General features: G+C 38.5%; 22 protein-coding genes and 2 pseudogenes. 22 read left to right on the forward strand and 2 right to left on the reverse strand.

What is annotated here, in order from left to right:
- Positions 1 to 3: 3 nt before the first annotated feature.
- The 5 genes from ACFJIZ_RS20220 to ACFJIZ_RS20240 all read left to right on the forward strand — a co-directional run bounded on the left by ACFJIZ_RS20220 (position 4) and on the right by ACFJIZ_RS20240 (position 4,746).
- Positions 4 to 738 (forward strand): SAM-dependent methyltransferase, encoded by a 735-nt coding sequence (locus ACFJIZ_RS20220; RefSeq protein ID WP_379088304.1) that lies wholly within the window; start codon positions 4 to 6, stop codon positions 736 to 738.
- Between the two features lie 136 nt (positions 739 to 874).
- Positions 875 to 1,237, forward strand: a complete 363-nt coding sequence (locus ACFJIZ_RS20225; protein WP_379088307.1) for a BlaI/MecI/CopY family transcriptional regulator — start codon at positions 875 to 877, stop codon at positions 1,235 to 1,237.
- The gene (locus ACFJIZ_RS20230) at positions 1,234 to 2,862 is read left to right on the forward strand and encodes a M56 family metallopeptidase (protein ID WP_379088309.1); all 1,629 of its coding nucleotides are present in this window, start codon (positions 1,234 to 1,236) and stop codon (positions 2,860 to 2,862) included. Before ACFJIZ_RS20225 ends, ACFJIZ_RS20230 begins: the two co-directional genes overlap by 4 nt.
- A gap of 37 nt (positions 2,863 to 2,899) precedes the next feature.
- Complete coding sequence (locus tag ACFJIZ_RS20235) at positions 2,900 to 4,021, forward strand: M56 family metallopeptidase (protein WP_379088312.1); 1,122 nt, start codon at positions 2,900 to 2,902, stop codon at positions 4,019 to 4,021.
- 11 nt (positions 4,022 to 4,032) lie between these two features.
- Positions 4,033 to 4,746 (forward strand): hypothetical protein, encoded by a 714-nt coding sequence (locus ACFJIZ_RS20240; protein WP_379088316.1) that lies wholly within the window; start codon positions 4,033 to 4,035, stop codon positions 4,744 to 4,746.
- 177 nt (positions 4,747 to 4,923) lie between these two features.
- Here ACFJIZ_RS20240 and ACFJIZ_RS20245 read toward each other — a convergent pair whose 3' ends face one another.
- Together ACFJIZ_RS20245 and ACFJIZ_RS20250 are read right to left on the reverse strand one after the other, a co-directional pair.
- Positions 4,924 to 6,291 (reverse strand): penicillin acylase family protein, encoded by a 1,368-nt coding sequence (locus tag ACFJIZ_RS20245; protein WP_379088319.1) that lies wholly within the window; start codon positions 6,289 to 6,291, stop codon positions 4,924 to 4,926.
- Positions 6,263 to 7,099 carry a penicillin acylase family protein gene (locus tag ACFJIZ_RS20250; RefSeq protein WP_379088321.1) on the reverse strand — a complete coding sequence of 279 codons (837 nt, stop codon included), beginning with the start codon at positions 7,097 to 7,099 and terminating at the stop codon, positions 6,263 to 6,265. Before ACFJIZ_RS20250 ends, ACFJIZ_RS20245 begins: the two co-directional genes overlap by 29 nt.
- 183 nt (positions 7,100 to 7,282) lie before the next feature.
- Between ACFJIZ_RS20250 and ACFJIZ_RS20255 the strand changes: the two genes are divergently transcribed.
- The 17 genes and pseudogenes from ACFJIZ_RS20255 (at position 7,283) to ACFJIZ_RS20335 (ending at position 23,796) form a co-directional block, all read left to right on the forward strand.
- A complete protein-coding gene (locus tag ACFJIZ_RS20255; RefSeq protein ID WP_379088324.1) occupies positions 7,283 to 8,263 on the forward strand; it encodes a deoxyhypusine synthase family protein in 981 nt (326 codons plus the stop codon).
- Between the two features lie 253 nt (positions 8,264 to 8,516).
- Positions 8,517 to 8,741, forward strand: a complete 225-nt coding sequence (locus ACFJIZ_RS20260) for a c-type cytochrome (RefSeq protein WP_379088327.1) — start codon at positions 8,517 to 8,519, stop codon at positions 8,739 to 8,741.
- Positions 8,738 to 9,805, forward strand: coding sequence for a cytochrome c3 family protein (locus ACFJIZ_RS20265; RefSeq protein ID WP_379088330.1), 1,068 nt, complete (start codon positions 8,738 to 8,740; stop codon positions 9,803 to 9,805). The genes ACFJIZ_RS20260 and ACFJIZ_RS20265 overlap by 4 nt, the downstream gene beginning before the upstream one ends.
- Before the next feature lie 48 nt (positions 9,806 to 9,853).
- Complete coding sequence (locus tag ACFJIZ_RS20270; protein ID WP_379088333.1) at positions 9,854 to 12,934, forward strand: TAT-variant-translocated molybdopterin oxidoreductase; 3,081 nt, start codon at positions 9,854 to 9,856, stop codon at positions 12,932 to 12,934.
- Positions 12,935 to 12,958: 24 nt separating this feature from the next.
- Positions 12,959 to 14,430: pseudogene (nrfD, locus tag ACFJIZ_RS20275) on the forward strand (NrfD/PsrC family molybdoenzyme membrane anchor subunit).
- A 2-nt stretch (positions 14,431 to 14,432) separates the two neighbouring features.
- Positions 14,433 to 14,969, forward strand: a complete 537-nt coding sequence (locus tag ACFJIZ_RS20280) for a DUF3341 domain-containing protein (protein ID WP_379088336.1) — start codon at positions 14,433 to 14,435, stop codon at positions 14,967 to 14,969.
- Positions 14,953 to 15,549, forward strand: coding sequence for a c-type cytochrome (locus tag ACFJIZ_RS20285; protein ID WP_379094157.1), 597 nt, complete (start codon positions 14,953 to 14,955; stop codon positions 15,547 to 15,549). Before ACFJIZ_RS20280 ends, ACFJIZ_RS20285 begins: the two co-directional genes overlap by 17 nt.
- Before the next feature lie 15 nt (positions 15,550 to 15,564).
- The gene (locus tag ACFJIZ_RS20290; RefSeq protein WP_379088339.1) at positions 15,565 to 16,803 is read left to right on the forward strand and encodes a quinol:cytochrome C oxidoreductase; all 1,239 of its coding nucleotides are present in this window, start codon (positions 15,565 to 15,567) and stop codon (positions 16,801 to 16,803) included.
- A gap of 96 nt (positions 16,804 to 16,899) precedes the next feature.
- A complete protein-coding gene (locus ACFJIZ_RS20295) occupies positions 16,900 to 17,283 on the forward strand; it encodes a hypothetical protein (RefSeq protein WP_379088341.1) in 384 nt (127 codons plus the stop codon).
- The gene (locus ACFJIZ_RS20300) at positions 17,265 to 18,098 is read left to right on the forward strand and encodes a cytochrome c oxidase subunit II (RefSeq protein WP_379088344.1); all 834 of its coding nucleotides are present in this window, start codon (positions 17,265 to 17,267) and stop codon (positions 18,096 to 18,098) included. Before ACFJIZ_RS20295 ends, ACFJIZ_RS20300 begins: the two co-directional genes overlap by 19 nt.
- 21 nt (positions 18,099 to 18,119) lie before the next feature.
- A complete protein-coding gene (locus ACFJIZ_RS20305; RefSeq protein ID WP_379088347.1) occupies positions 18,120 to 20,009 on the forward strand; it encodes a cbb3-type cytochrome c oxidase subunit I in 1,890 nt (629 codons plus the stop codon).
- Positions 20,010 to 20,105: 96 nt separating this feature from the next.
- On the forward strand, positions 20,106 to 21,167 hold the full coding sequence (locus ACFJIZ_RS20310) for a heme A synthase (RefSeq protein WP_379088350.1): 1,062 nt from the start codon (positions 20,106 to 20,108) through the stop codon (positions 21,165 to 21,167).
- A gap of 10 nt (positions 21,168 to 21,177) precedes the next feature.
- On the forward strand, positions 21,178 to 21,378 hold the full coding sequence (locus tag ACFJIZ_RS20315) for a hypothetical protein (protein ID WP_379088353.1): 201 nt from the start codon (positions 21,178 to 21,180) through the stop codon (positions 21,376 to 21,378).
- Positions 21,350 to 22,072, forward strand: coding sequence for a protoheme IX farnesyltransferase (locus ACFJIZ_RS20320; RefSeq protein WP_379088356.1), 723 nt, complete (start codon positions 21,350 to 21,352; stop codon positions 22,070 to 22,072). The genes ACFJIZ_RS20315 and ACFJIZ_RS20320 overlap by 29 nt, the downstream gene beginning before the upstream one ends.
- A gap of 24 nt (positions 22,073 to 22,096) precedes the next feature.
- Complete coding sequence (locus tag ACFJIZ_RS20325) at positions 22,097 to 22,675, forward strand: heme-copper oxidase subunit III (RefSeq protein WP_379088359.1); 579 nt, start codon at positions 22,097 to 22,099, stop codon at positions 22,673 to 22,675.
- Between the two features lie 31 nt (positions 22,676 to 22,706).
- A pseudogene (locus ACFJIZ_RS20330) lies at positions 22,707 to 23,414 on the forward strand (cytochrome c oxidase subunit 3).
- 25 nt (positions 23,415 to 23,439) lie between these two features.
- On the forward strand, positions 23,440 to 23,796 hold the full coding sequence (locus ACFJIZ_RS20335; protein ID WP_379088362.1) for a cytochrome C oxidase subunit IV family protein: 357 nt from the start codon (positions 23,440 to 23,442) through the stop codon (positions 23,794 to 23,796).
- Positions 23,797 to 23,837: the final 41 nt, after the last annotated feature.

Here is a 23,837-nt window from a genome sequence, read left to right on the forward strand (position 1 = left end):
GCCATGGGTTTTAAGTATATCTCAGCTTACTTCAAGCATCGCTTTGCGGCCAAAACCAGACATGGCACACATTCTCCATTCGTTTACAAGCTAGCTGATGAGGTAATTTACGATTTTTCTCCAAAAAAAGTATACGCAGAGATTGAAGTGTTGCGAAAAAAACTTTTAAATGACCATAAAATTCAACTTAAGGGAGCTGAACAGCTTAAAAAAGGGCTAAGAAGTCCACGCTTGTTGCAATTGGTTTTTCGGCTGGCGGCTTACCATCAACCTCATCAATTGATTGAAATTGGTACAGGCGATGCAATGACTACCGCTTACTTGGCCAAGGCCTGTCCAGCTGCCAATTTGCTTAGTTTGGTGCCTACAGCTGAAATTGCCGCAGGAGCCAAACAAAATTTAGAGCTGATAGGGGTGCATAATGTCCTTTTTACATCTGGCGACCTTATCCACCAATTTAAAACGGCAATAGAAATAACCGAAGCATTGGACTTTGTTTATGTAGGTGGAAAAAACTCAAGGTCATTTGTGTTGGACATTTTCGATTTGTGTTTAGCAAAGACAAACGAACATACCATACTTTTATTTGACCAGCTCTATTGGAATGAGGAAATGAAAGAGGCCTGGCAAACCATCAAAAACCATCCAGAGGTAACTGTTACCATTGACTTGTTTTGGTTCGGTCTGGTTTATTTTAGAAAGGGACAGGCCAAAGAGCATTTCAAGCTCAAGTTTTAATCCTATTCATCAATTTTTCTTAATCGATGTCTTAATTTTTCTTTAAACTAAAATTATTTATCTAATAATCAGGTTGTTGTGATATATAACTGATTTTGTAGTTGTATAACTGAAAAATAAGTTATAGCTTTAGTTTATGGAAGAGTTAACTAAGGCAGAAGAACGTATCATGCAGGTTCTGTGGAAATTGCAGAACGCATTTGTAAAAGATATCATCGATGAACTGGACGAGGAGCCTAAGCCACCCTACAATACCATTTCATCTATTGTTAGGCTTTTAGAAAAGAAAGGTTATGTAAGCTATAAGGCTTATGGTAAAACCTACGAGTATTTTCCGGCAATCAGCAAGGAAGATTATACCAAAACCACTTTCTCTAAAATGTTTTCGGGTTATTTTGATAACTCACCAAGCAGTTTATTGTCTTTTATGGTAAAAGAGGAGAAATTAAGTGAGGCAGATATAGAAGAACTCAAAGCATTGATCAATAAAAAATCATGATGATGGAGTGGCTCAGCTATCTTTTAAAAGTAAGTGCATGTTTGACATTGTTCTTTGCTTTCTATTTGGTGTTTTTAAGGAAGTTGACCTTCTTTAAAATCAACCGTTTTTATTTGCTTTCGGCATTGCTATTGAGTTTTGTTATACCAGCAATAAATGTACAAATAGAACGCATCGCACCGGTAGCTGTTGATGATGTTCAGCCACAGCAAATCCAAATTGGCCAAATGGTGCAGCAAAATACCACTCAGGCGGTAGTAGAACAAGGTTTCAATTGGTCTTTTTTACTGGCTATCATTTACGGTATTGCTGTTGCAAGCCTATTGTTATTGGCTGCATGGCGTTTATTTCAGCTGTTAAAACATACAGCTGGGCACACACATCGTGTAAATGGCCTCAAATTGGTGCCAAAATCAACAGGTTTTACCAATTGTTCCTTCCTCAACTATGTATTTATAGATCAACAGAACCTGAGCGAACAAGAATTAACCCTTTTGCTTAGACATGAGGAGGTGCATGCCAAACAGTACCACTCGCTTGATAAATTGGTATTGACCATCATCAAGGCGGTATTATGGTTTAATCCAGTCATTTACTTTTATGATAAAGCTTTAGAGCAGATGCATGAATATGAAGCTGACGAAAGTACCTCAGCCGATATGGGCACCCAATGTTATGCCAACCTACTGTTGCGCTTAGCTACCCAAGATGATCAAATGCCTATGGTCCACAATTTTGTAAAGAGTCCGATAAAAGAAAGAATAAAAATGTTATACCAATCAAAATCAAAAAACATGAAAAAAATGAGTTATGTATTGGCACTGCCAATAGCAACCATACTGGTTTGGGGCTTTGCCGTAAACGTGGTTTATGCACAGTCTAAAGTGGAAGAGGTTAAAACGGCTAAGGTCGTGGTAGAAAAAGTTGTGGGCACTGGTCAAGTAGTAGAAGTGAGAAGTTTGAAACAACCAACAGTGAGTACAAAGGGACATCTTCTTGTAGAAAGTGTAAAAAGAAAAGACGTATCAGGTACAAGTGTAAATCCCAGCAATGTAGTTGTAGAAAGTATCAGGGCTACCACTGTAAACAATATAATCACTACCAAAGGCCATCAGACGGCAATAGGAGGTGGTAATGAAAAATTGAGCTCAGTTACGATAAGTGCCAATCCTGCAGTTGCTGGTAGGGAAGTGGTTAGCGTGGTAGGAACACCAATGGCTGCAATAGATGGGTCGAAAAATAATGTGTCTGTTTCGAGTATGGTTAAAGCAAGAAATAACCAAGTTTCAGAAGTAAGGGTCACTAGCCTAGCAAACATTAAGAAAGAGGCAGGATTGTACATTTCAAAAGAAAAAATTGCTTTGATCATTGATGAAAGTACGACAAAACAACAACTGGATGAATATAAAGCTAAGTTGAAAGAAAAGAATATTGATTTTAAAATCAATCAGGTTAAGTTGGGTGCAGATAATAAGGTAACTTATATCGATTTTTCTGTCGATTGTAACGATGGTTTCAAAGGCGCGGTAAGCGGTACTCCAAAAACCAATGGAAGCATCGGCTTTTATAGGTCGTACCATAAGAATTCTTCTCCTTTTGGAACAGGATCAATAGAAGAAAACTAAGCTCAACGTAATTGTAATGCCTCAATAAAACGCCACTATGGAATTATTGCTCTACCTATTGAAAGTTAGTGCTTGCATGGCACTGTTGTTTTCGTTTTATCTATTGGTTTTAAGAAAGCTGACCTTCTTTAAAACAAACCGATTTTATCTGCTGGCAAGTCTGTTGTTGAGTTTTGTTATTCCGGCATTACAGTTTACGGTTCAAAGGATTGTTGAACCCGTTCAAAGAGCCAGTTACGCGGTATTGTTCGAAGAGAAATCGGAAATGTATAGACAGTCTGGTGCCAACCTGCAGCTTAAACTAGAACCTATAGTTATCGCAAAAAGTTTCAACTGGTATAGTCTATTACCTTACGCATATGGAATTGTTGTTGCCATTTTATTGTTGGTTACCATTTGGAGGTTGTTTCGTTTATTCAAACATACAAGGACCAAAACCGAAAGGATAAACGGGCTAAAAATCGTTCCTAAAAATGTGGGTTTTACCAATTGTTCGTTTTTTAACTACGTTTTTATAGACCAACATAGTCTAACTGACACCGAACTAAGGGTTTTGCTAAGGCACGAAGAGGTACATGCCAAACAATACCATTCAATAGATAAACTGATCATGATGATGGCCAAAGCGGTATTGTGGTTTAATCCGATTGTTTACATGTACGATAAAGTTTTAGAAGAGGTACATGAATATGAAGCTGACGAAGCAACTTCTGCCAATTTTGGAACAGCTTCTTATGCCAACCTTTTATTGAAATTGGCAGTAAGCAAAAACTCGACGCCATTGATCCACAATTTTGTGAAAAGCCCAATTAAAGAAAGAATCAAAATGTTGTTCAATGCCAAATCTGAAGATAGAAGAAAGTTGATGTATCTGTTTGCTTTGCCACTCGGTTTGGTACTGGTTTGGGGCTTTACGATAGATGTGGTATATGCAAGTCCAAATGTTGGCTTACAGCAGCCAAGTTTAACAAGTGTAGAAAACCAGGTTCATCGCAAACCGATTTCCATTGAAAAAAGAAGTAAGGACTATCTTGTTCCAAAGACATTGGAGATGGAAGGTGCATTTTTAGAAAGTAATGGAGAGATAAACCATTTGTACGATGCAAAAGTTAAAGTGTTTGATGGCATCCTTATGGCAAAGAGATCGAGACTAATCTGAAAGCACAGTTATTGATTGGACGCAATGCTACATTTAAGCTAAATGATGGTGCTGTGGTTAACGGAAAGGAAATTGTTTTTGACCTGAAGCAAGGAACTTATGTGGTAAAGGATGACCCGAAAAAAGTGAATGATAGCCTAAAGCGAAATCAGCCTAGATTGGTTAGTTCTGCTAGTTTAACGGTTGATACGAAAATGGATGTATCCTATATCAAAAAAGGAAAGATGGAGGTTTTTGACTTGGTTTTAGATGCTGAGGATATGACCTATGATATGCGAAATGGAACGATTACGGCAAAAACCGCCACATTAACCACAAAGGAGGGAAAAATAACAAAAGCTGAGGCTATTGTTTTTGACTTGAAAAAAGGCACTTATACAACAGATAGTACTAAAGGTGAAGCTGAGAAATTGAAATCCAAAATTTTGGAAGACTTTACTAGTAAATGGCAATACTTGGCACAAGATTCTGCTGTAAAAACAAAAGACGGTTTTATCCTTTATGGCAACGCTAGGATTAAATTGGATAATGATGTGGTGTTAACTGGCAAAAAAATAGAAGTTAATCAAAAAAAGAATTCAATCACTGTATATAACGGAACCATTATAGAATCGAATAATGCCCCTGTGGAAGCCGATCGAATCGAATATGACGTACTGAAGAAGAAAGGTGTCATCTCACATACTTACATGTCGTTTGACGAATTCTTCTCAAAGCATCAGTAAATCGTTCGTAGTGATATAGTTTAAAAGTTTACTAAAGATAATAGCTCTTCAGTACCGGGGAACTTCAGTGGTTTTGGTCAGTTCCCCGACTGCGGAGCTTAAAATGTGCTAAAAAAAAGAGATGTCTTGTTAAAGGACATCTCTTTTTTGTAATGTTGATATTTTATTGGTCTTCTTTTAATTGCCAGGTTGATAGGTCTTCTCTGCATTTTTAACCACATCCTCTTTATAGAACAGCACATCTTTAAACTGTCCTTTGCTATACATTAAAGCTTGGTCATTAAAATGTTTAGAGTTAGGGTCTCCGCTATTGCCCCCCGCTAAAATGGATTTGGCTTTTATTTTTTTGCCAAACTCTACGGCACAAACAAAGCTATTTCCGCTAAAGCCATAACGTTTGTTCGTTTTAAACGGATTGCTGCGGTAAGAAGGCAATTGCCCCCATAAAGCTGATCCAAAACCAACAGGATAACTGGCCAAGTTGTCGTCATATTTTTCGTTGATTGCCCCAGTTAAACGTTGAAAGCGATTGATCTCGCCCCAGCTTACCTGCCATTTGCCAAAACGTTTGTTCAGGTCGGCGATGGTGGCCTTTAAAGGGTCCAACAATTCATTAGGTCTTGCACTGGCGGCAAAAGCTATCGTGTTTTCTACCTGGTCTTTCTCTCCAGGGTCGATATATACCTTTTGGATGATAGGATTTAATCGAGGCGCCCATTCTAATGCCAATGCTGCCGCCTGCGAGTTTTCCCCAGAGCGATAGTCCCAAGCCTTTAAAACGGCAATTGGCGCTTTCAGTTCTTCTAATAAAGGGTCGCTCTGTGGCAATTGTGCGTAGGCCTTAAGTAAGGCAGGTACCAACACTTCAAATGCTGGCAGATAAGTATCATAACCAGTCGCGATTACCTTATCCAAAGTATATTTCTGAGGTTTGCTCAATAACTTTGTCGCGGCAATGCCTCTAAAGTTTTCTCCATCTGGCGCCATATAACTAGGGTAATCTGCTTTTATAGGGCTGTTTTTACCTGCAACACTAAAGGGGGTAGAATTACAATTTTGTAACCATCCATTTGCCGGGTTATATACGTGCACCATGTCCTTCACATTGTGTAGGCCTTTCCACGCGGTTGCAGAAGTAGAACCATCCACTACATTGGCCCAATTGTATTTAGGGTTTCTTACCGGAATAAAGTTCCCATGCCAATAGGCAATATTTCCTTGTGCATCGGCATAAACAGTGTTATTAGAAGCATTGGCCTTTAAGTCCATCGCTTTTTGATAATCTTCAAAACTTTTGGCTTTGGTACGTACCCAGCTCTGTACCAAACTTTGTGTGTTTCTGTTCTTAGATTTTAAACTGATCCATTTGCCGTCTCTAATGGCCATTACCGGACCGTTATTGGTAAAATAAGTATTAAAGCTCTTTGTCTTTAAAATTGCGCCATCAAGGTAACGGATATTTACTTTTTTCTGGATTACAGGGAATTTCTTTTTATCGTATTCATAAAACAGACCTTTATCGGTCTTGGTCGATCTTCTCGGCATACATATCTGCGATATCCACATTGTTGGAGGTATGCATCCAACCACAATGCTCATTGAAACCTTGATACACAAAAAACTGCCCCCATGTTACAGCGCCATAGGCATTCAAACCTTCTTCGCTCTGCATCTGCACCTCTGGTCTAAAATAGAAGGTAGTATGCGGATTGATATATAAAATGGCATTGCCAGATTCTGTAATGGAAGGGGCAAAGGCAAAACCATTCGATCCACTTTGTTGGTCTTTGATCACTGGAATGTAAGCAGTTGGTGTATGGTCGCCAGAATAAAACTTCTTTAGCTCGTTTATGGTCAAGTCTGCCGTGTTGATGGCGCCAATACTTCCGTCGGTCCACAATAATGCATACCAAGGCTTAAATCGAGTTAATAAGGCAGGTTTAACCTGTGGGTTCTTATACAGATAATAATTGATGCCATCTGCATAAGCATTCAACAGCTTTTTAAGCCAAGGTTGAGCCTTTTGATAATCGGCAATAGCTTCTGTCGTATCAATCAGTAAACGGATCTGTAGGTCGTTAAAAATGTCCTTTTCACCATTCACTTCAGCTAAGCGGCCTAATTTTTCTATATAATTCAGCTCTACGCGTTTAAAATCATCTTCACATTGAGCGTACAATAACCCAAAAACAGCATCGGCATCAGTTTTTCCATATACATGTGGTATTCCCCAATTGTCTCTGATGATGGTTACCCTTTTGGCCTGGGCCTGAAATGAAGTAATTTCTGGTTGACTGAATTTTTGGGCAAAAAGAGAGAGGGGGAGTAGGAGTAGGATGATCAATTTTTTCATATCTGGTTATTATAAAAGCTGTAACGATATAGCACAGGGCTAAATTGTGAAATATTTTTTAAAGTATGACATTTAAAATGTTCAATACCATGGTTCATGTCCACACGAACCATGGTATTGAGTAAAACTTTTTCCCTTAATGAAAATATAGTACTTTTGCGGGCAAACAATAAAATTATAAAGATGAGTACTACAAGAGGACCGATATCGAAATTTATGGAGACCAATTATCTCCATTTTAATGCAGCAGCAATGATGGATGCCGCTAAAGGTTATGAAACCCATTTAGATGAAGGTGGAAAAATGATGATTACCCTTGCAGGTGCAATGAGTACCGCAGAGTTGGGGATCTCTTTGGCAGAAATGATCAGACAGGATAAGGTTTCGATTATTTCTTGTACAGGTGCAAACTTGGAAGAAGACATTATGAACCTTGTGGCGCACTCTCACTATAAACGTGTTCCAAACTATCGCGACCTTAGTCCACAAGATGAGTGGGACTTGTTAGAAAACCATTACAATCGTGTAACGGATACTTGTATCCCTGAAGAAGAAGCCTTCCGTCGTTTGCAAAAACATATCCATAAAATATGGAAAGATGCGGATGCAGCTGGCGAACGTTATTTTCCGCATGAGTTTATGTACAAGATGTTGTTAAGTGGCGATCTGGAGCAGTATTACGAAATTGATCCAAAAAACTCTTGGATGTTGGCTGCGGCAGAAAAGAATTTGCCAATTGTGGTACCAGGATGGGAAGATTCTACCATGGGTAACATCTTCGCCTCTTATGTAATGAAAAAGGAATTAAATGCCACTACAATGAAGAGTGGTATCGAATATATGGGCTGGTTGGCCGATTGGTATATTGCCAACTCTGCTGGTAAGGGCATTGGCTTTTTCCAGATTGGTGGTGGTATTGCAGGCGATTTCCCGATCTGTGTGGTACCAATGTTATATCAAGACATGGAGATGGAGAATATTCCTTTCTGGAGCTATTTCTGCCAGATTTCTGACTCTACTACTTCATATGGTTCTTATTCCGGTGCAGTACCTAACGAAAAGATCACTTGGGGTAAATTAGACATCCATACCCCTAAATTTATTGTAGAATCAGATGCGACCATTGTGGCTCCATTGATTTTTGCATGGATATTAAAAATGTAATTTAATTTACAAAATTCTTATCCAAAAGATAAGCGTAAGAAAATCAGCAGTTTTTTAAAAATTGTTGATTTTTTTACATCTAGGGCAGAAAATTCAATAATTTAGAATGATTATAAATTGTATTTCACTGTCATTAATATGTCATTGGTAACTTAATAAATTTTACTTTTGTTCCAATCTTTCTGAGGGGCTATCGGCCAACACGACGCTTAGATCGAAAATTTATTTCAAAAAATAGCATAAAATACTCATTATGAGGAATATCTCATTAAAATTTAAGAAGGTTTGGAAGTCAGCATTTGTTTTTGCGTCCTTATCTTTTTTAATTGTAACAGTTACTCAAGCACAAGATTTAGTAGAAGGTAAAACCTTATTCAAAAGTAAATGTGCTTCTTGCCATGCGCTAGACCATGAATCTACTGGTCCGGCTTTGACGCCGAAATTGAATGAGCTTGATGAAGCGTGGGCAATTAAGTGATCAAAAACTGGAAAGCTTTAGTTGATTCTGGAGACAAACAGGCTATTGAAGCTGCGAAGTTGAAACCGTCTGAAATGACGACTTTCCCTACTTTGACTGATGATCAAATTAAAAATATCATCGCTTATGCTAAAGTAGGAGAGCCTAAGAAAGCTGCTGAAGCTGGTGCTGCTGTAAAAGACGAAGGTGCTTCAAGCCTTTCTATTGCTGGGGTAATTGCCATTATCATTCTTTCTATCGTGATTTTGGTAGTATTGGGCCGTGCAGTAAAAATGTTAGAGCGTTTGATCCTTCAAAAACAAGGTATTGACGTTGTTGAAGAAGAAAAAGTATCGCTGGCAGTTGGTGTTAAAGGACTATTCAAAAACAAGAAATTTGTATTCTTCTTTGTACTATGTTTAGTAATGGTGTTAGGTTCATTTGGTTGGATGGGTATGTGGGATACTGGTGTTCACACGGGTTATCAACCAGTACAGCCAATTAAATTCTCTCACGAATTGCATGCTGGTATCAATCAGATCGATTGTCAATATTGCCATACTAGTGCATTCAAATCTAAAAACTCTACCATTCCTTCGTTAAATGTTTGTATGAACTGTCACAAAGCAGTACAAGCTAGAACAGAGGCTGGTGATGTTTCTCCAGAAATACAAAAGATATATAATGCTTTAGGTTACGACCCTACTACGCAGACTTACGATAAGAGCAAAGAGAAACCGGTAGAGTGGGTACGTGTACACAACTTGCCAGATTTCGCTTACTTTAACCACTCGCAACACGTAGTAGTAGGTGAGGCGGCTATCCGTAAAGAAAAAGGTTTAAAACCAACAGATCCAGTTTGTTTTGCATGTCACGGTCCGGTTGATACAATGGAAGAGATCTATCAATATTCTCCATTGACCATGAAATGGTGTGTAAACTGCCATAAAGATGCTGATATCTCTGGTAAGAAAAATGATGCCTTCTATGCGAACGTAATTGCAGCGCATGAGAAAATCAAAAAAGGCGAAAAAATTACTCCAGCGATGTTGGGTGGTTTAGAGTGTGGTAAATGCCATTATTAATTAATAGAGTTTAGTAAAGAACGTTCGATAAACAGTAATATAGCTTAAATGGAAAGCAACAAAAAATACTGGAAAGGCTTAGAAGAGTATAAAAACACTCCGGATTTTGTTGAAAACAACAAAAACGAATTTGCAGAGCCCCTTCCAATAGAAGATGTTTTAAGTGAAGCAGGATTAAGTACAGTTACCCCACGCCGTGACTTTTTAAAAGCCTTAGGTTTTGGTTTAGGTGCGGTAACTTTAGCAGCTTGTCAGAAAACACCTGTACACAAATCAATTCCTTATCTAATTAGACCGGAAGAGGTTGTACCAGGGATACCAAACTTTTACGTTTCTACCTTCAATGGTCAGAGTGTATTGGTGAAAACGGTAGTTGGTCGCCCGATTAAAATTGAAGCCAATCCTAATGCAGGTGTATTCAATTGCGGTACCGATGCACAAGCACAAGCTTCTGTATTAGATCCTTACGATGTATCTAAACTAAAGCAGCCTTTACTTAAGAAAGAAGAGACTACTTGGGCCAAATTGGATGCTTTTGTAAAAGGAGAACTGAACAAGGCACAGGCATCAGGTAAAAAGATCCGTATTGTTTCTTCAAGCTTAAATAGCCCATCGGCTAAAGGTGTTGTTGCAGATTTCGCGGTTAAATATCCTACTACCAAACATGTTCAGTACGATGCTGTATCTTATACTGGTATTATCAAAGCCAACGAAAATAGCTTTGGTAAAGCTGTAGTACCAAAATACAACTTTGATAAAGCAGACCTGATTGTAAGTTTTGCAGCTGACTTTTTAGGTACTTGGATTAGTGGCGAAGAGTTTACTGCCCAATATGTTGCCAACAGAGATTACAAATCTTTAGAAAAAGGTAAAATGTCTCGCCATTTTCAGTTTGAAACTGGTATGAGCTTAACAGGTACCAATGCTGATACCCGTGTTCCTATCAAATTATCGGAAGAAGGACCTGCATTGATTACTTTATATAATGCAGTTACAGGTAGCAATTTAGCTGGCGGTAGTTTGGGTAATAATACCAATGCCGATAAAGCTTTAAAATTAGTTGCCAAAGAATTATTGCAGAACAAAGGCAAAGCTTTAGTGGTTGCTGGTTCTAACGATGTTTCAACTCAGATTTTGGTAAATGCCATTAACGCTGCCATTGGTAGTTATGGTACTACCATTGATTTAGATAATCCTTGCAAACGTTACGAAGGTAATGATGCAGAGTTTGCTGAATTGATCAATGAGATGAACAGAGGTGAAGTTGCTGCAGTATTCTTCTTGAACTCAAACCCTGTTTACGATACTACAAATAATAAGTTTTCGGAAGCGTTAGCGAAAGTTGCCTTAAAGGTTTCTTTCTCAGACAGAGTTGACGAAACTTCAGACCTTTGTGATGTGGTAGCCATCAACCCTAACTATTTAGAGTCGTGGGGTGATGCCAACTCTTACGAAGGTTACTATTCAGTTGTACAACCAACCATTAATCCAGTATTCAATTCACGTCAGGCAGAGCAAAGTTTATTGATCTGGTCTGATGCTGCTGTTCAGGATTATTATCAGTATGTACGTAACAACTGGGAGAAAAATATTTTACCTAGCGCTGGTAAAAACTGGAATGAACTATTGCAATTAGGTGTGGTTACTTCAACTGCAAAAACTGCTGGTTCATATAGTTTCAACATGTCGTTAGATGCAGTTGCTGCTTCTATCGTTGCCAGTAGCAAAGCTTTACAGAAAGATATCGAATTACATATCTACGAAAGCATCCCGATGCGCGATGGTAAACATGCCAACAACGCATTCTTACAAGAACTACCTGATCCAGTTTCTAAAGTTACTTGGGATAACTATATCGCCCTTGCACCAAAACAAGCTGAAAAATTAGGTTACAAAGAATTTGATATCCTAACTGTAAAAGGTGCAAACGGATATGCAGTTGATCTACCTTTATTGATCCAACCAGGACAGGCCATGGGTACTGCTTCTGTAGCTTTAGGTTACGGTCGTACCAAAGTTGGTAAAGCTGGAGATAATGTAGGTAAAAACGCATTCCCTTTTGTAAGCTTTAGTAATGGTACTTTAAAATACGCTACTACCGCTACTTTAACCGCAACTGGTGGAAGAGAAGAGTTGGCGCAAACACAAACACACTATTCTTTCGAAGGTAGAAACATTATCCGTGAGGCTACTTTAAAAGATTACTTAAAAGATCCTGCTGCAGGTTCTGGTAACCACCATAAACACAAAGTTTATGATCTATGGACTACCGATAAATACGAGAAACTAGGTAATGACTGGGTAATGGCAATCGACCTGAATGCTTGTACTGGTTGTGGTTCTTGTATTGTTGCCTGTAACGTAGAAAATAATATTCCTGTTGTAGGTAAAGACGAAGTACGTAGACGCAGAGAAATGCACTGGTTACGTATTGACCGTTACTATAGCTATGACCAAGAGCCTACTGGAAAAGAAGCTCATGGTGGACATGATAGTGGATCAAATGCGGTAACCAAAGAGAAAGAAATCGCACATTTGGAAGAAAACCAGATGAACAGCGTTTCTGTGGTTCACCAACCAATGATGTGTCAACACTGTGACCACGCACCTTGCGAAACAGTTTGTCCGGTATTGGCTACTGTACACTCGTCAGACGGCTTAAACCACATGGCTTATAACCGTTGCGTAGGTACACGTTATTGTGCAAACAACTGTCCATATAAAGTACGTCGTTTCAACTGGTTCAACTACTGGAACGATTCACGTTTCGATAACTACTTGAACAATGAGTTTACACAATTGGTATTAAACCCAGATGTAACTACACGTTCAAGAGGAGTAATGGAAAAATGCTCTATGTGTATCCAACGTATCCAAGCTGGTAAATTAACAGCCAAAATGGAAAAACGTGCGCTAAAAGATGGAGATATCAAAATGGCTTGTCAACAAGCTTGTTCAGCTAATGCAATCATCTTTGGTGATAAGAACGATCCTAATTCGGAAGTTTCTAAAGCATTACGTAGCGAACGTATCTACTATGTATTAGAAGAGATCAACGTACAACCAGGTATTGGTTATATGACAAAAATTAGAAATATAGATTCAGAAACTAAAGAAGTACACGCTTAAGCCGTACTTACAGCAATATAAATTATGTCAGGACATAACGAATCAATTTTAAGAGAACCATTAATCACCGGTAAAAACATCACGTATGCGCAAATTACGGATGACATTTTACTACCGGTAGAGAACAAGCCTAATAAAGCTTGGTGGATTGGCTTTATTCTTTCACTTTGTGGCGCTACACTTTGGGTAGTTGCCGTAAGTTATACCTTCTGGTTCGGTATCGGATCATGGGGTTTAAATAAAACAGTAGGTTGGGCTTGGGATATCACCGGTTTCGTATGGTGGGTAGGTATTGGTCACGCAGGAACTTTGATTTCGGCGGTATTGTTACTCTTCCGTCAGAACTGGCGTAACTCCATTAACCGTTCGGCAGAGGCGATGACGATCTTCGCCGTTATCTGTGCCGCAACTTACGTAGTATCACACATGGGTAGACCGTGGTTGGCTTATTGGGTATTGCCATTGCCAAACCAGTTTGGTTCGCTTTGGGTAAACTTTAACTCACCATTGGTATGGGATATGTTTGCAATCTCTACTTATTTCTCAGTATCCTTATTGTTCTGGTATACAGGTTTATTGCCTGATATTGCAACCATTAGAGATAGAGCAGTAGGTATGCGTAAAAAAGTATATACAGTGCTTTCTTTCGGATGGAATGGTAACGTAAAAACTTGGCAACGTTTTGAGGCTGTGTCATTGATTTTGGCAGGTATCTCTACACCACTAGTACTTTCGGTACACACGATTGTATCCATGGACTTTGCAACTTCGGTTATTCCGGGGTGGCACACTACGATCTTCCCTCCATATTTTGTGGCAGGGGCGATTTTCTCAGGCTTTGCGATGGTATTGACCTTGTTATTGGTTGCCCGTAAGGTTTTGGGTCTAGAAAACTACATCACGATGTTCCACATCGAATCGATGAACAAGATGATCATCTTGACAGGTTCAATCGTGGGTGTGGCTTATTTAACTGAGTTCTTTATTGCTTGGTATTCTGGTTCAGAGTATGAGCAATATGCCTTCATCAACCGTTCTACTGGTCCTTACTGGTGGGCATACTGGATGATGATGACCTGTAACGTAATCTCTCCACAGTTGTTATGGTTCAAAAAATCCGTACCAATATTGCAGCTACCTGGATCTTATCTATCGTAGTAAACATCGGTATGTGGTTTGAGCGTTTCGTAATTATCGTAACCTCTCTACACCGCGATTACTTGCCATCAAGTTGGGCAATGTTCTATCCAACATGGGTTGACGTAAGTGTATTCGTAGGATCGATAGGAGTGTTCTTTACCTTGTTCTTATTGTTCTTAAGAGTATTGCCATCTATCGCAATTGCAGAGGTGAAACTTTTATTGAAGAGTGCAAGTGAGCAAGCTAAATTGGAATTGATCAAAGACGGTCACTTGGACAAAGAACAAGTAGCTGAATACATAGAGTCTTTAGATAAGTTTGATAGTGTTAAACAAGAAGAATACGCAAAAATATAACAATGAGTAATATCAAATATATTTTAGGCAGTTTTGGCGATCCTGATGAAATGATGCATGGCATCGAAAAGTTGCAGGAGAATAACATCAAGATACATGATGTATATACGCCAATGCCTATACACGGCATCGAAGCAAAATTGGGAGTTAAAAGATCTAGGTTAGATATAGCTGCGTTCTTTTTCGGAATAACAGGAACGATCACCATGTTAACTGGGGTTTATTTGGCAACAGTTGTAGATTGGCCGATCAACATTGGTGGTAAAACCCACTTCGCCCTACCAGATTTTATTCCAATAACTTTTGAGTTGACCATCCTATTTTGTGCTTTCGGGCTTGTAGGATCATACTATGCCTCAACCCACTTGTTTCCGGGTAGAGCGCCAAGGGTAATGGACCTACGCGCAAGTAACGATCGTTTTATCATCGCAATTGATGCAAAAGAAAATACAGAACACACTAAAATAGACGAACTATTAAAAGGTGCTGGTGCTTTAGAAGTAAAGTATAATGAAAGGAAGTATGTTAGCTATGAATAAGAAGAATATAGTTTACGCCGCATTTATAGTGCTTGCTTCTGTGGCGATGCTTTCGGCCTGTAGAGATAAAAGAAGTACAGGTTTGGAGTATGCAAGAAATATGTATGATCCGATTGCTTACAATCAGGACCAACCGAATAAAAATTTTGCAAATGGAGCAACTGCACAAACTCCACCTGCACATACAGGTCCAGTTGGATTTGTAAAATATGAGCTTCCAAATACTCCAGAGGGTTATGCGGCTGCTGCAGCATTGGTAAATCCATTGCCATTAAACGAAAAGAACCTGTTAGAAGGTAAACACTTCTATACCGTATTCTGCTCTCCATGCCATGGAGATAAAGGAGATGGACAAGGCCATATCGTAAAATTGGATAAAGGAATGTCGGGTGTGCCTTCATACCATGCACCAGATGCAAACTCATCTCGTGGTGGACTGATGAAAGATTTGCCAGCAGGAAAGATTTACCACACGATTATGTATGGTTTAAATGCAATGGGATCTCATGCCTCACAACTTACACCAGACGAAAGATGGAAAGTAGTGATGTATGTTCAACAATTACAAAAAATACAATAAGAAAAGCAGATATAAATGGGAACTCATCATTATAATTTAAGTGAACAATTTGAGTTTACAGGAAAAGTAAAAACGCTGAGCATTATCGGTATCCTAGTTGGTATTGGTGCTATTGCTTACGGATTTATGAGCGATGCGCATGAGCGTACTTTCGCTAACCTGTTACTAATGGCATATTACTTTGCATGTGTATGTATGTCTGGGGCTTTCTTTTTAGCCGTTCAATTCGTTGCACAAGCAGGTTGGTCTGCATCGATACTACGTGTGCCGCAAGCAATGGCAAAAGTTTTACCTTTAGCTGTGGTGATCTTATTGGTTGTTGTAGGCTTAGGTTTATATACACATAACTTATACCACCACTGGAATGCACCAGGTTTAACGGATCCAAATTCTCCTAACTACGATAAATTGATCGATGGTAAATCGGCATTCTTGAACGTGCCTTTCTTTATGGCCAGACAAGTGATCTTTTTAGGTGTGTATAGCATCTTCGCTATGCTTTTGGCCAAATGGTCTAACAACGAAGATTTAGAAGGTGGATTGAACTCTTACCGTAAAAGCTTTAAATACTCATGTGTATTTTTGGTAATCTATGGTTTTACTACCCCAATATTTGCTTTCGATACCATCATGTCTCTAGAGGCACACTGGTTCTCAACTATGTTTGGTTGGTATAACTTTGCTGCCATGTGGGTAAGTAGTTTAGCTACGATTGCCGTAATCATCATCTTATTAAAAAGAGCTGGTTACATGAGCTGGGTTAACAATAGCCATTTACATAACTTAGGACAGTTTATTTTTGGTTTCTCTATTTTCTGGACTTACGTATGGTTTGCCCAGTTCTTATTGATTTATTATGCCAACATGTCTGAGGAGACCGTATATTTCTACAAACGTTTCAATAACTACGAATCTTGGTTCTATATCAACTTGATCATGAACTTCTTGTCGCCATTGTTATTGTTAATGGATCGTGATAATAAAAGAAGTGAAAATATTTTATTGACCGTATCAATCATTGTCCTTTGTGGTCACTGGGTAGATTATTACCAAATGATCATGCCGGGTGTATTTGAATTCGGAACCAAAGTGGTTGATGGAAAACCAGGAAGTGGATTTGGAATTATCGAAATAGGAACAGCATTAGGTTTCTTAGGTTTGTTTACTTTTACAGTATTAAGTACATTAAGTAAAAAACCATTGATAGCAAAGAACCATCCGTTTTTACAAGAAAGTTTAAATCACCATTTGTAATAGGTAAGATTTAGAAATATATAAATTAATATAATAAAAGTACAGCGTACTACTTTTAAGAAAATGAGTTTAAGAAAATTGATAAATAATAAAACAATGGCGGCTTTAGCAGTACTATTTACTGCGTTTGCAAGTACCAGTGCGTTTGCTCAAGAAGCAGCCGCTGCCGCAACAGCTAAACCTGTAGACATGGGGCCGATTTACAAATCGACGCTGTTCTATGTATTGTTGTTCTTGCTATTATGTTTGTTCATTGCCATTGTTGGTAAAGCCATCAGAGTTTATGAATTGACACGCGAGAGTGAAGGTAAACCAGAAGGCATCAACTGGAACATGATCAATGGCGTTCTATTCGCTATATTCTTGGTAGTTGGTCTATATGGTGTATATTGGGAATATACAGTTCATGGAAACATGATCTTGCCTGAAGCGGCATCAGAGCATGGTAAAAAATCGATCAGATGTTTAACATCACTTTGATCATTACTACCATTGTATTTATTGCTACACACATTGTATTGTTTGCCTTTGCTTATTTTTATAAGAGTACTGGAAAGAGAAAAGCATATTACTATCCACATAACAACGCTTTAGAGCGCATTTGGACAATTATTCCTGCTTTGGTTTTAACCGTTTTGGTATTGATGGGCTTTTTAACCTGGAGATCGATCTTCTATAAAATTGAAGACCCTAACAAAAAACCACTAAGCATTGAGGTTACTTCTTCTCAGTTTAACTGGGATGTACGTTATCCAGGAGCTGATGGTGTGGTAGGTAAAAAGAACTATAAATTGATCACAAGTATCAACGGTTTAGGTATCGATTTTACCGACAAAAATACTTGGGATGACCAAGTGGTTGACGAAATTGTGTTACCGGTAAATAAACCAGTTCGTTTTATCTTAACCAGTAAAGATGTATTGCATAGTTTCTATATGCCTCACTTTAGAGTGCAGTTGAATACTGTACCTGGTATGACTTCTTATTTTGAGTTTACCCCAACCATTACTACAGAAGAAATGAAGGTGAAAACAAACGACCCTTCATTTAAATACCTGTTACTATGTGCTAAGATTTGTGGTACCAACCACTATAATATGCAAAAGCCTGTAAGAATTGTTACAGAAAGAGAATATGAAGAATGGGTTGTTAAACAAGGTACTTACTTAACCAACGATTTGAGAAAAGTATTTAAACTACCTGTTTTGGCTGAGCCAGCTGCTAAACCTGCTGCTGCTGATTCGACTGCCAAAGACACTACTGCAAACAAAAGTAAACTAGCTTTAAAAAAATAATAATACTGGAGAGCCCTTATTATGTCAACTATATCACTACAAGATACACACCACCACGATAACCATGATGATCACGGTCATGGACATCACCAAGAAACGTTCTTAACTAAATACGTATTTAGCCAAGATCACAAAATGATTGCCAAGCAGTTTTTAATAACTGGTATCATCATGGCTGTGATTGCAATGGGTCTATCTATTCTATTTAGACTTCAATTGGCTTGGCCTAACCAAAGTTTCCCAATCTTAGAAACATTTTTAGGTAAATGGGCAGAAGGTGGTAGAATAAAACCAGATTTTTATCTGGCATTGGTTACCATTCACGGTACCATCATGGTATTCTTTGTACTAACCGCTGGTTTAAGTGGTACATTTAGTAACTTATTGATCCCTTTACAAGTAGGTGCAAGAGATATGGCATCGCCATTCTTGAACATGCTTTCGTATTGGTTCTTCTTTACTGCTTGTGTAATTATGATGGCTTCATTCTTTATACAAACAGGGCCTGCAAGTGCTGGTTGGACGGTTTATCCACCATTATCAGCATTGCCAAAAGCAATTGATGGTTCTGCATTAGGTATGACCATGTGGTTGATCAGTATGGTGTTGTTTGTGGCCTCATCGCTAATGGGTGGTATCAACTATGTAAGTACTGTATTGAATATGCGTACCAAAGGAATGGATCTTTGGAAAATGCCATTGACGATTTGGGCATTCTTCTTAACCGCTATCTTAGGTATCTTATCATTCCCGGTATTGGTTGCAGGTGTAGTGTTATTGGTATTCGACCGTAGTTTTGGTACAAGTTTCTACTTGTCTGATATCGTTATGGGTACACAGGTTTTGCCAAACGAAGGTGGTTCGCCAATTTTATGGCAACACTTGTTCTGGTTCTTAGGTCACCCAGAGGTATATATCGTAATTATGCCAGCTTTGGGTATTTCATCAGAGATGATCTCTGTAAACTCTAGAAAACCGATTTTCGGTTACCATGCGATGATCTATTCATTGATTGGTATTACCATCTTATCGTTTATCGTTTGGGGTCACCACATGTTTGTAACCGGTATGAACCCCTTACTGGGTGGGGTATTTATGATCACAACTTTGATCATTGCGGTACCATCGGCTGTAAAAACATTCAACTATTTAGCTACACTTTGGAGAGGTAACATCAGGTTTACACCAGCGATGTTATTTGCCATCGGTTTGGTTTCATTCTTTATCTCAGGAGGTTTAACAGGTATCTTCTTAGGTAATGCTTCATTAGACATCAACTTACACGATACTTATTTCGTAGTTGCCCACTTCCACTTGGTAATGGGTTCTGCAGCGATCTTTGGTATGCTTGCAGGTGTTTATCATTGGTTTCCTAGAATGTTTGGAAAAATGATGAATGCCAAACTAGGCTACCTACACTTCTGGTTAACATTTATCTGTGCCTACTTGGTATTCTTCCCATTACACTTTTTAGGTTTAGATGGTGTACCACGTCGTTACTATGCATTTACCGAGTTTGAGTTTATGCAAAAATGGTTAACAGTTAACGTATTTGTAACTTGGGCTGCCATCATAGCGGCATTAGCTCAAGTAGCTTTCTTATTCAACTTCTTCTACTCTATATTTAAAGGTAAAAAAGCACCTCAAAACCCTTGGGAAGCTAATACTTTAGAGTGGACTGCTCCAGTAGAGCATTTACATGGAAACTGGCCAGGAGAAATCCCAACTGTATACCGTTGGCCATATGACTATAGTAAACCAGGTGCAGAATCAGACTTTATTCCGCAAACCGTTCCTTTCTCTCAGACCATGAGCTCTAACTTGCCACATGATTTTGAAGGAAATGCAGAAGCAGAACAAATTCAGAAAGATTGGGAAGCTGCCAATAAACCAGCAGAAAAAGCAGAATAGACAAGTATAAGCTTGTTTAAGTATATGAAATAAGGTATCTGCTGAAGTGAATTAACTTACAACAGGTACCTTATTTTTTTAATCCAATACACACCAATGATTGCTAAATCTGAGAATAGATTTATAAGATTAAACTTCATTACCATTATTGTAACACTTTTGGTCATTTTGGCGGGAGGTATCGTTCGCAGTACTGGTTCTGGTATGGGGTGTCCAGATTGGCCTAAATGTTTCGATCAATATATTCCACCAACTTCTGTATCGCAGTTACCTGCCGATTATAAAGAGAAGTATGTTGCGGGTAGATTAAAGAAGAACGAAAAATTTGCCAAGTACCTGGAAAGTATGGGTAAAAAGGAATTGGCCGATAGTATTAGACACGACCAAAGCATCACGATACCTGAAGAGTTCAATCCAGCAAAAACCTGGACAGAATACATCAACCGTTTAACTGGCGCAGTATTGGGTATATTTTTGATACTTACCGCCATTTATTCATTTGTATATCGTAAAACAACCAAAAGAATTGTGGTATTAAGTATCCTTAATATTTTGGTGGTAGGTTATCAAGGTTGGTTGGGTTCAATTGTGGTATCAACCAATCTTACACAGTGGGTGGTAACGGTACACATGTTATTGGCATTGGTTATTTTGGGTATTTTGATCTATACCTACAATTATGCAAAGCAATTGCACAAAGAGCGCAGTGTAATTATGTACCGCATTTTATGGCTGAAAGGATTTTTAGCCTTTACCATCATCATCAGCATTGCGCAGATCATATTGGGTACTGAGGTAAGAGAAAGTATTGACTCAATTGCCAAATCGCTCCAATATGGGGGCAGAAATACCTGGATCAGTAAAGTAGGATCTGTGTTTTCTTACCATAGGGATTTAGCAATCCTGGTTGCAGTATGTAATTTTGTGGTATATAAAATGGTGATAGATAGATTTAGTGGAAAAGCTTGGCCTTTAATGACGGCCAACTACATTATGGTTACCTTAATTGTGCAAGTTGCAAGTGGATTTGTTTTATCATACCTATCTCTTCCACCTTATGCACAAGCCATACACATTTTGTTTTCGACGATATTATTTAGTTTACAATATTATTTATACTTATTAGTTTACCGTACCGCTACTTATAAACCCAATTAACCGATTTAAATTGAAACATTTCTTTTCAGATTTCTCGAAGCTAATCAAATTCAGACTTACCTTTTTGGTGGTGTTTTCTGCGTCGGTTACTTTTTTAATTGGTTCTAAGATACAAGTAGATAGAGGAATTGCTGAAGGTATCAATTGGAATAATTGGTTGATCTTGATCGATCGGTGGTTTTTTGGTTACGGCTGCTGCAAATTGTTTTAATGAGATCATTGAAAAGGTACTGGACAAACTGATGGACCGTACCAAAGATAGACCCATGCCTGCAGGTAGAATGACCACAGGACAAGGATTGGTTTTAGGACTGATCATGGGGATGGCTGGTACTTGGTTGTTGGGCAAGTTAAACCTGGAAACAGGGTTGATTTCGGTCTTCTCTATCTTGCTTTATGCTTTTGCCTATACACCATTAAAACGTAAATCACCAATAGCGGTATTTGTTGGGGCTATACCAGGTGCATTGCCTCCTTTGATCGGATACATTGCTGCGATTGGCGGTCAATCAGAAATAGGTTATGTCCCTGTAGATTACCAAATAGCCGTGATCTTATTCTTAGTACAGTTTGTTTGGCAATTCCCTCACTTTTGGGCAATTGCCTGGGTGTTGGACGATGATTATAAAAAAGCAGGATTTAGGTTATTACCAACCAAAAAAAGAGATAAAGTTAGCGCCATCATTGTTTTGATCAGTACGCTGATCTTAATCCCGGTAAGTTTGTTGCCAACTTTTTATGGTTTTGGTGGCTATTATATTGCTGGGGTATCTGTATTGGCAGGGCTGTTGTTCAGTTGGTACGCCTATCAGTTGATGGTGAAGATGGTACTTGCCAAGTGCAAAAAAAGTAATGTTCTGTTCATTCTTTTATATTCCATTGGTGCAGTTGGTTTTATTATTTGATTTAATAGTTTAATAGTTTTTAAAATGGTGCATACATTGCAACAACAAGAAGTGAGATTTGATGCCAAACCCAAAAAGTTTGTGGTGTGGTTGTTCGTTGTTTCATCTACCATTATGTTTGGTGGTTGGACAAGTTATTATATCGTATTTTCAGCATCTAAGGGTAAGGGCCATGGTTTGGTATTGCCAGATGCATTTATGTACAGTACTGCAGCATTGCTAGCTAGCAGTGTGTTCCTTTTCTTGGCTTCGAGAGCTTTGAGGAATGGCGAAAAGGGTTTTCAACAACTATTTTTATGGATTACCTTGGCGTTGGGCATTGTGTTTGGCGTACTCCAGTTTCAGGCATGGTCTAGTTTATACCAAAGCGGGGCCGCCTTGATCAACAATAACGCAGCAATATCCTTAATATATGTGGTGTCAGGTTTTCACCTTTTACACATTTTGGCAGGCATTTGTTTCATCTTAAATAGCTTAGTCGGTTCTTATAGAGAAATTCCGGCAGATAAAGCGATTTATCGTCAAGAAATTACCTCTATTTTTTGGCATTTTATAGATATATTATGGATATATCTGTATGTTTTTTTACTTTTGAACAGTTAGAATTTTTAACAAACAATTATACTATTACTAAATGGATTCATTATCGAAATTAGACCAAGTTAAAACCACTCCATGGGCCGGTGGCCGTTCTCCATGGTCGGTAGAATACGGCAAAATAATGATGTGGTTTTTCTTACTATCGGATGCCTTCACATTCTCATCATTATTGGTTTATTATGGTGCGCAACGTTTTACTAAATTTACTTGGCCAGATCCGGATCACGTTTTCCAATCTATACCTGGTATTGCTGATAGCGGATATCCATTAGTATTCGTAGGATCATGACCTTTATCTTGATCATGAGTTCTGTAACCATGGTATTAGCCGTAGAAGCTGGACACAGAAGGTCTAAAAAAGAAGTAATCTGGTGGATGGTAGCTACCATTATTGGGGGTTTCATGTTCTTAGGCTGTCAGGCCATAGAATGGACACACTTACACCACGAGGGATTTTGGTGGGGGTCGAACTCCAACTGCCGAAGAATTGACACACTTCTTTAATGGCCCTGTTTCTACAGTAGCTGCACAACAGTTCGCCAACTTGTTCTTTACCATTACAGGTTTCCACGGTTTCCACGTATTTAGTGGTGTGGTAATCAATATCATCATCTTGTGTATGACGATCAATGGTACTTTCGAAAGACGTGGTCATTACCTAATGGTAGAAAAAGTAGGTCTTTATTGGCACTTTGTTGATTTGGTTTGGGTGTTTGTATTTACATTCTTCTACTTAGTTTAATTATCATTCTATAAATAAAAATATTATGTCAGAACACAACATACATACAACAGAAGAACATGCACATGATGAGCATGGAGGAATGAACAAAAAGAAAATTTGGCAGGTATTCGGTATCTTATTGTTGATCACCGTAATCGAGTTCATTATTGCATTGTGGGCAATTCCAGGTAAACACATGTCTCAACATGTAGGAAACTACGTATACATTGCCTTAACCTTGTTAAAAGCATTCTATATCGTTGCCTATTTTATGCACCTGAAGTTTGAGAAACTAGGCCTACAATTGGCACTTACAGTATCATTTATATTTATTATTTATTTCATTGTACTGATGCTGATAGAAGGCGGTTATATCCATGACCATATGCCACAACTTTAATGAACCAGAGATGGATAAAATAATTGTTTTATCCATCAAAG

The organism is Pedobacter sp. UC225_65 (assembly GCF_042698365.1).
In the GTDB taxonomy this organism is placed as follows: Bacteria; Bacteroidota; Bacteroidia; order Sphingobacteriales; family Sphingobacteriaceae; genus Pedobacter.

Coding starts and splice junctions, on each gene's coding strand:
- ACFJIZ_RS20270 (WP_379088333.1), top strand. CDS start 9,854: ATGGAAAGCAACAAAAAATACTGGAAAGGCTTAGAAGAGTATAAAAAC.
- ACFJIZ_RS20280 (WP_379088336.1), top strand. CDS start 14,433: ATGAGTAATATCAAATATATTTTAGGCAGTTTTGGCGATCCTGATGAA.
- ACFJIZ_RS20305 (WP_379088347.1), top strand. CDS start 18,120: ATGTCAACTATATCACTACAAGATACACACCACCACGATAACCATGAT.
- ACFJIZ_RS20310 (WP_379088350.1), top strand. CDS start 20,106: ATGATTGCTAAATCTGAGAATAGATTTATAAGATTAAACTTCATTACC.
- ACFJIZ_RS20230 (WP_379088309.1), top strand. CDS start 1,234: ATGATGATGGAGTGGCTCAGCTATCTTTTAAAAGTAAGTGCATGTTTG.
- ACFJIZ_RS20325 (WP_379088359.1), top strand. CDS start 22,097: ATGGTGCATACATTGCAACAACAAGAAGTGAGATTTGATGCCAAACCC.
- ACFJIZ_RS20290 (WP_379088339.1), top strand. CDS start 15,565: ATGGGAACTCATCATTATAATTTAAGTGAACAATTTGAGTTTACAGGA.
- ACFJIZ_RS20300 (WP_379088344.1), top strand. CDS start 17,265: ATGTTTAACATCACTTTGATCATTACTACCATTGTATTTATTGCTACA.
- ACFJIZ_RS20225 (WP_379088307.1), top strand. CDS start 875: ATGGAAGAGTTAACTAAGGCAGAAGAACGTATCATGCAGGTTCTGTGG.
- ACFJIZ_RS20235 (WP_379088312.1), top strand. CDS start 2,900: ATGGAATTATTGCTCTACCTATTGAAAGTTAGTGCTTGCATGGCACTG.
- ACFJIZ_RS20220 (WP_379088304.1), top strand. CDS start 4: ATGGGTTTTAAGTATATCTCAGCTTACTTCAAGCATCGCTTTGCGGCC.
- ACFJIZ_RS20245 (WP_379088319.1), bottom strand. CDS start 6,291: ATGCCGAGAAGATCGACCAAGACCGATAAAGGTCTGTTTTATGAATAC.
- ACFJIZ_RS20285 (WP_379094157.1), top strand. CDS start 14,953: ATGTTAGCTATGAATAAGAAGAATATAGTTTACGCCGCATTTATAGTG.
- ACFJIZ_RS20295 (WP_379088341.1), top strand. CDS start 16,900: ATGGCGGCTTTAGCAGTACTATTTACTGCGTTTGCAAGTACCAGTGCG.
- ACFJIZ_RS20250 (WP_379088321.1), bottom strand. CDS start 7,099: ATGAAAAAATTGATCATCCTACTCCTACTCCCCCTCTCTCTTTTTGCC.
- ACFJIZ_RS20255 (WP_379088324.1), top strand. CDS start 7,283: ATGAGTACTACAAGAGGACCGATATCGAAATTTATGGAGACCAATTAT.
- ACFJIZ_RS20260 (WP_379088327.1), top strand. CDS start 8,517: ATGAGGAATATCTCATTAAAATTTAAGAAGGTTTGGAAGTCAGCATTT.
- ACFJIZ_RS20335 (WP_379088362.1), top strand. CDS start 23,440: ATGTCAGAACACAACATACATACAACAGAAGAACATGCACATGATGAG.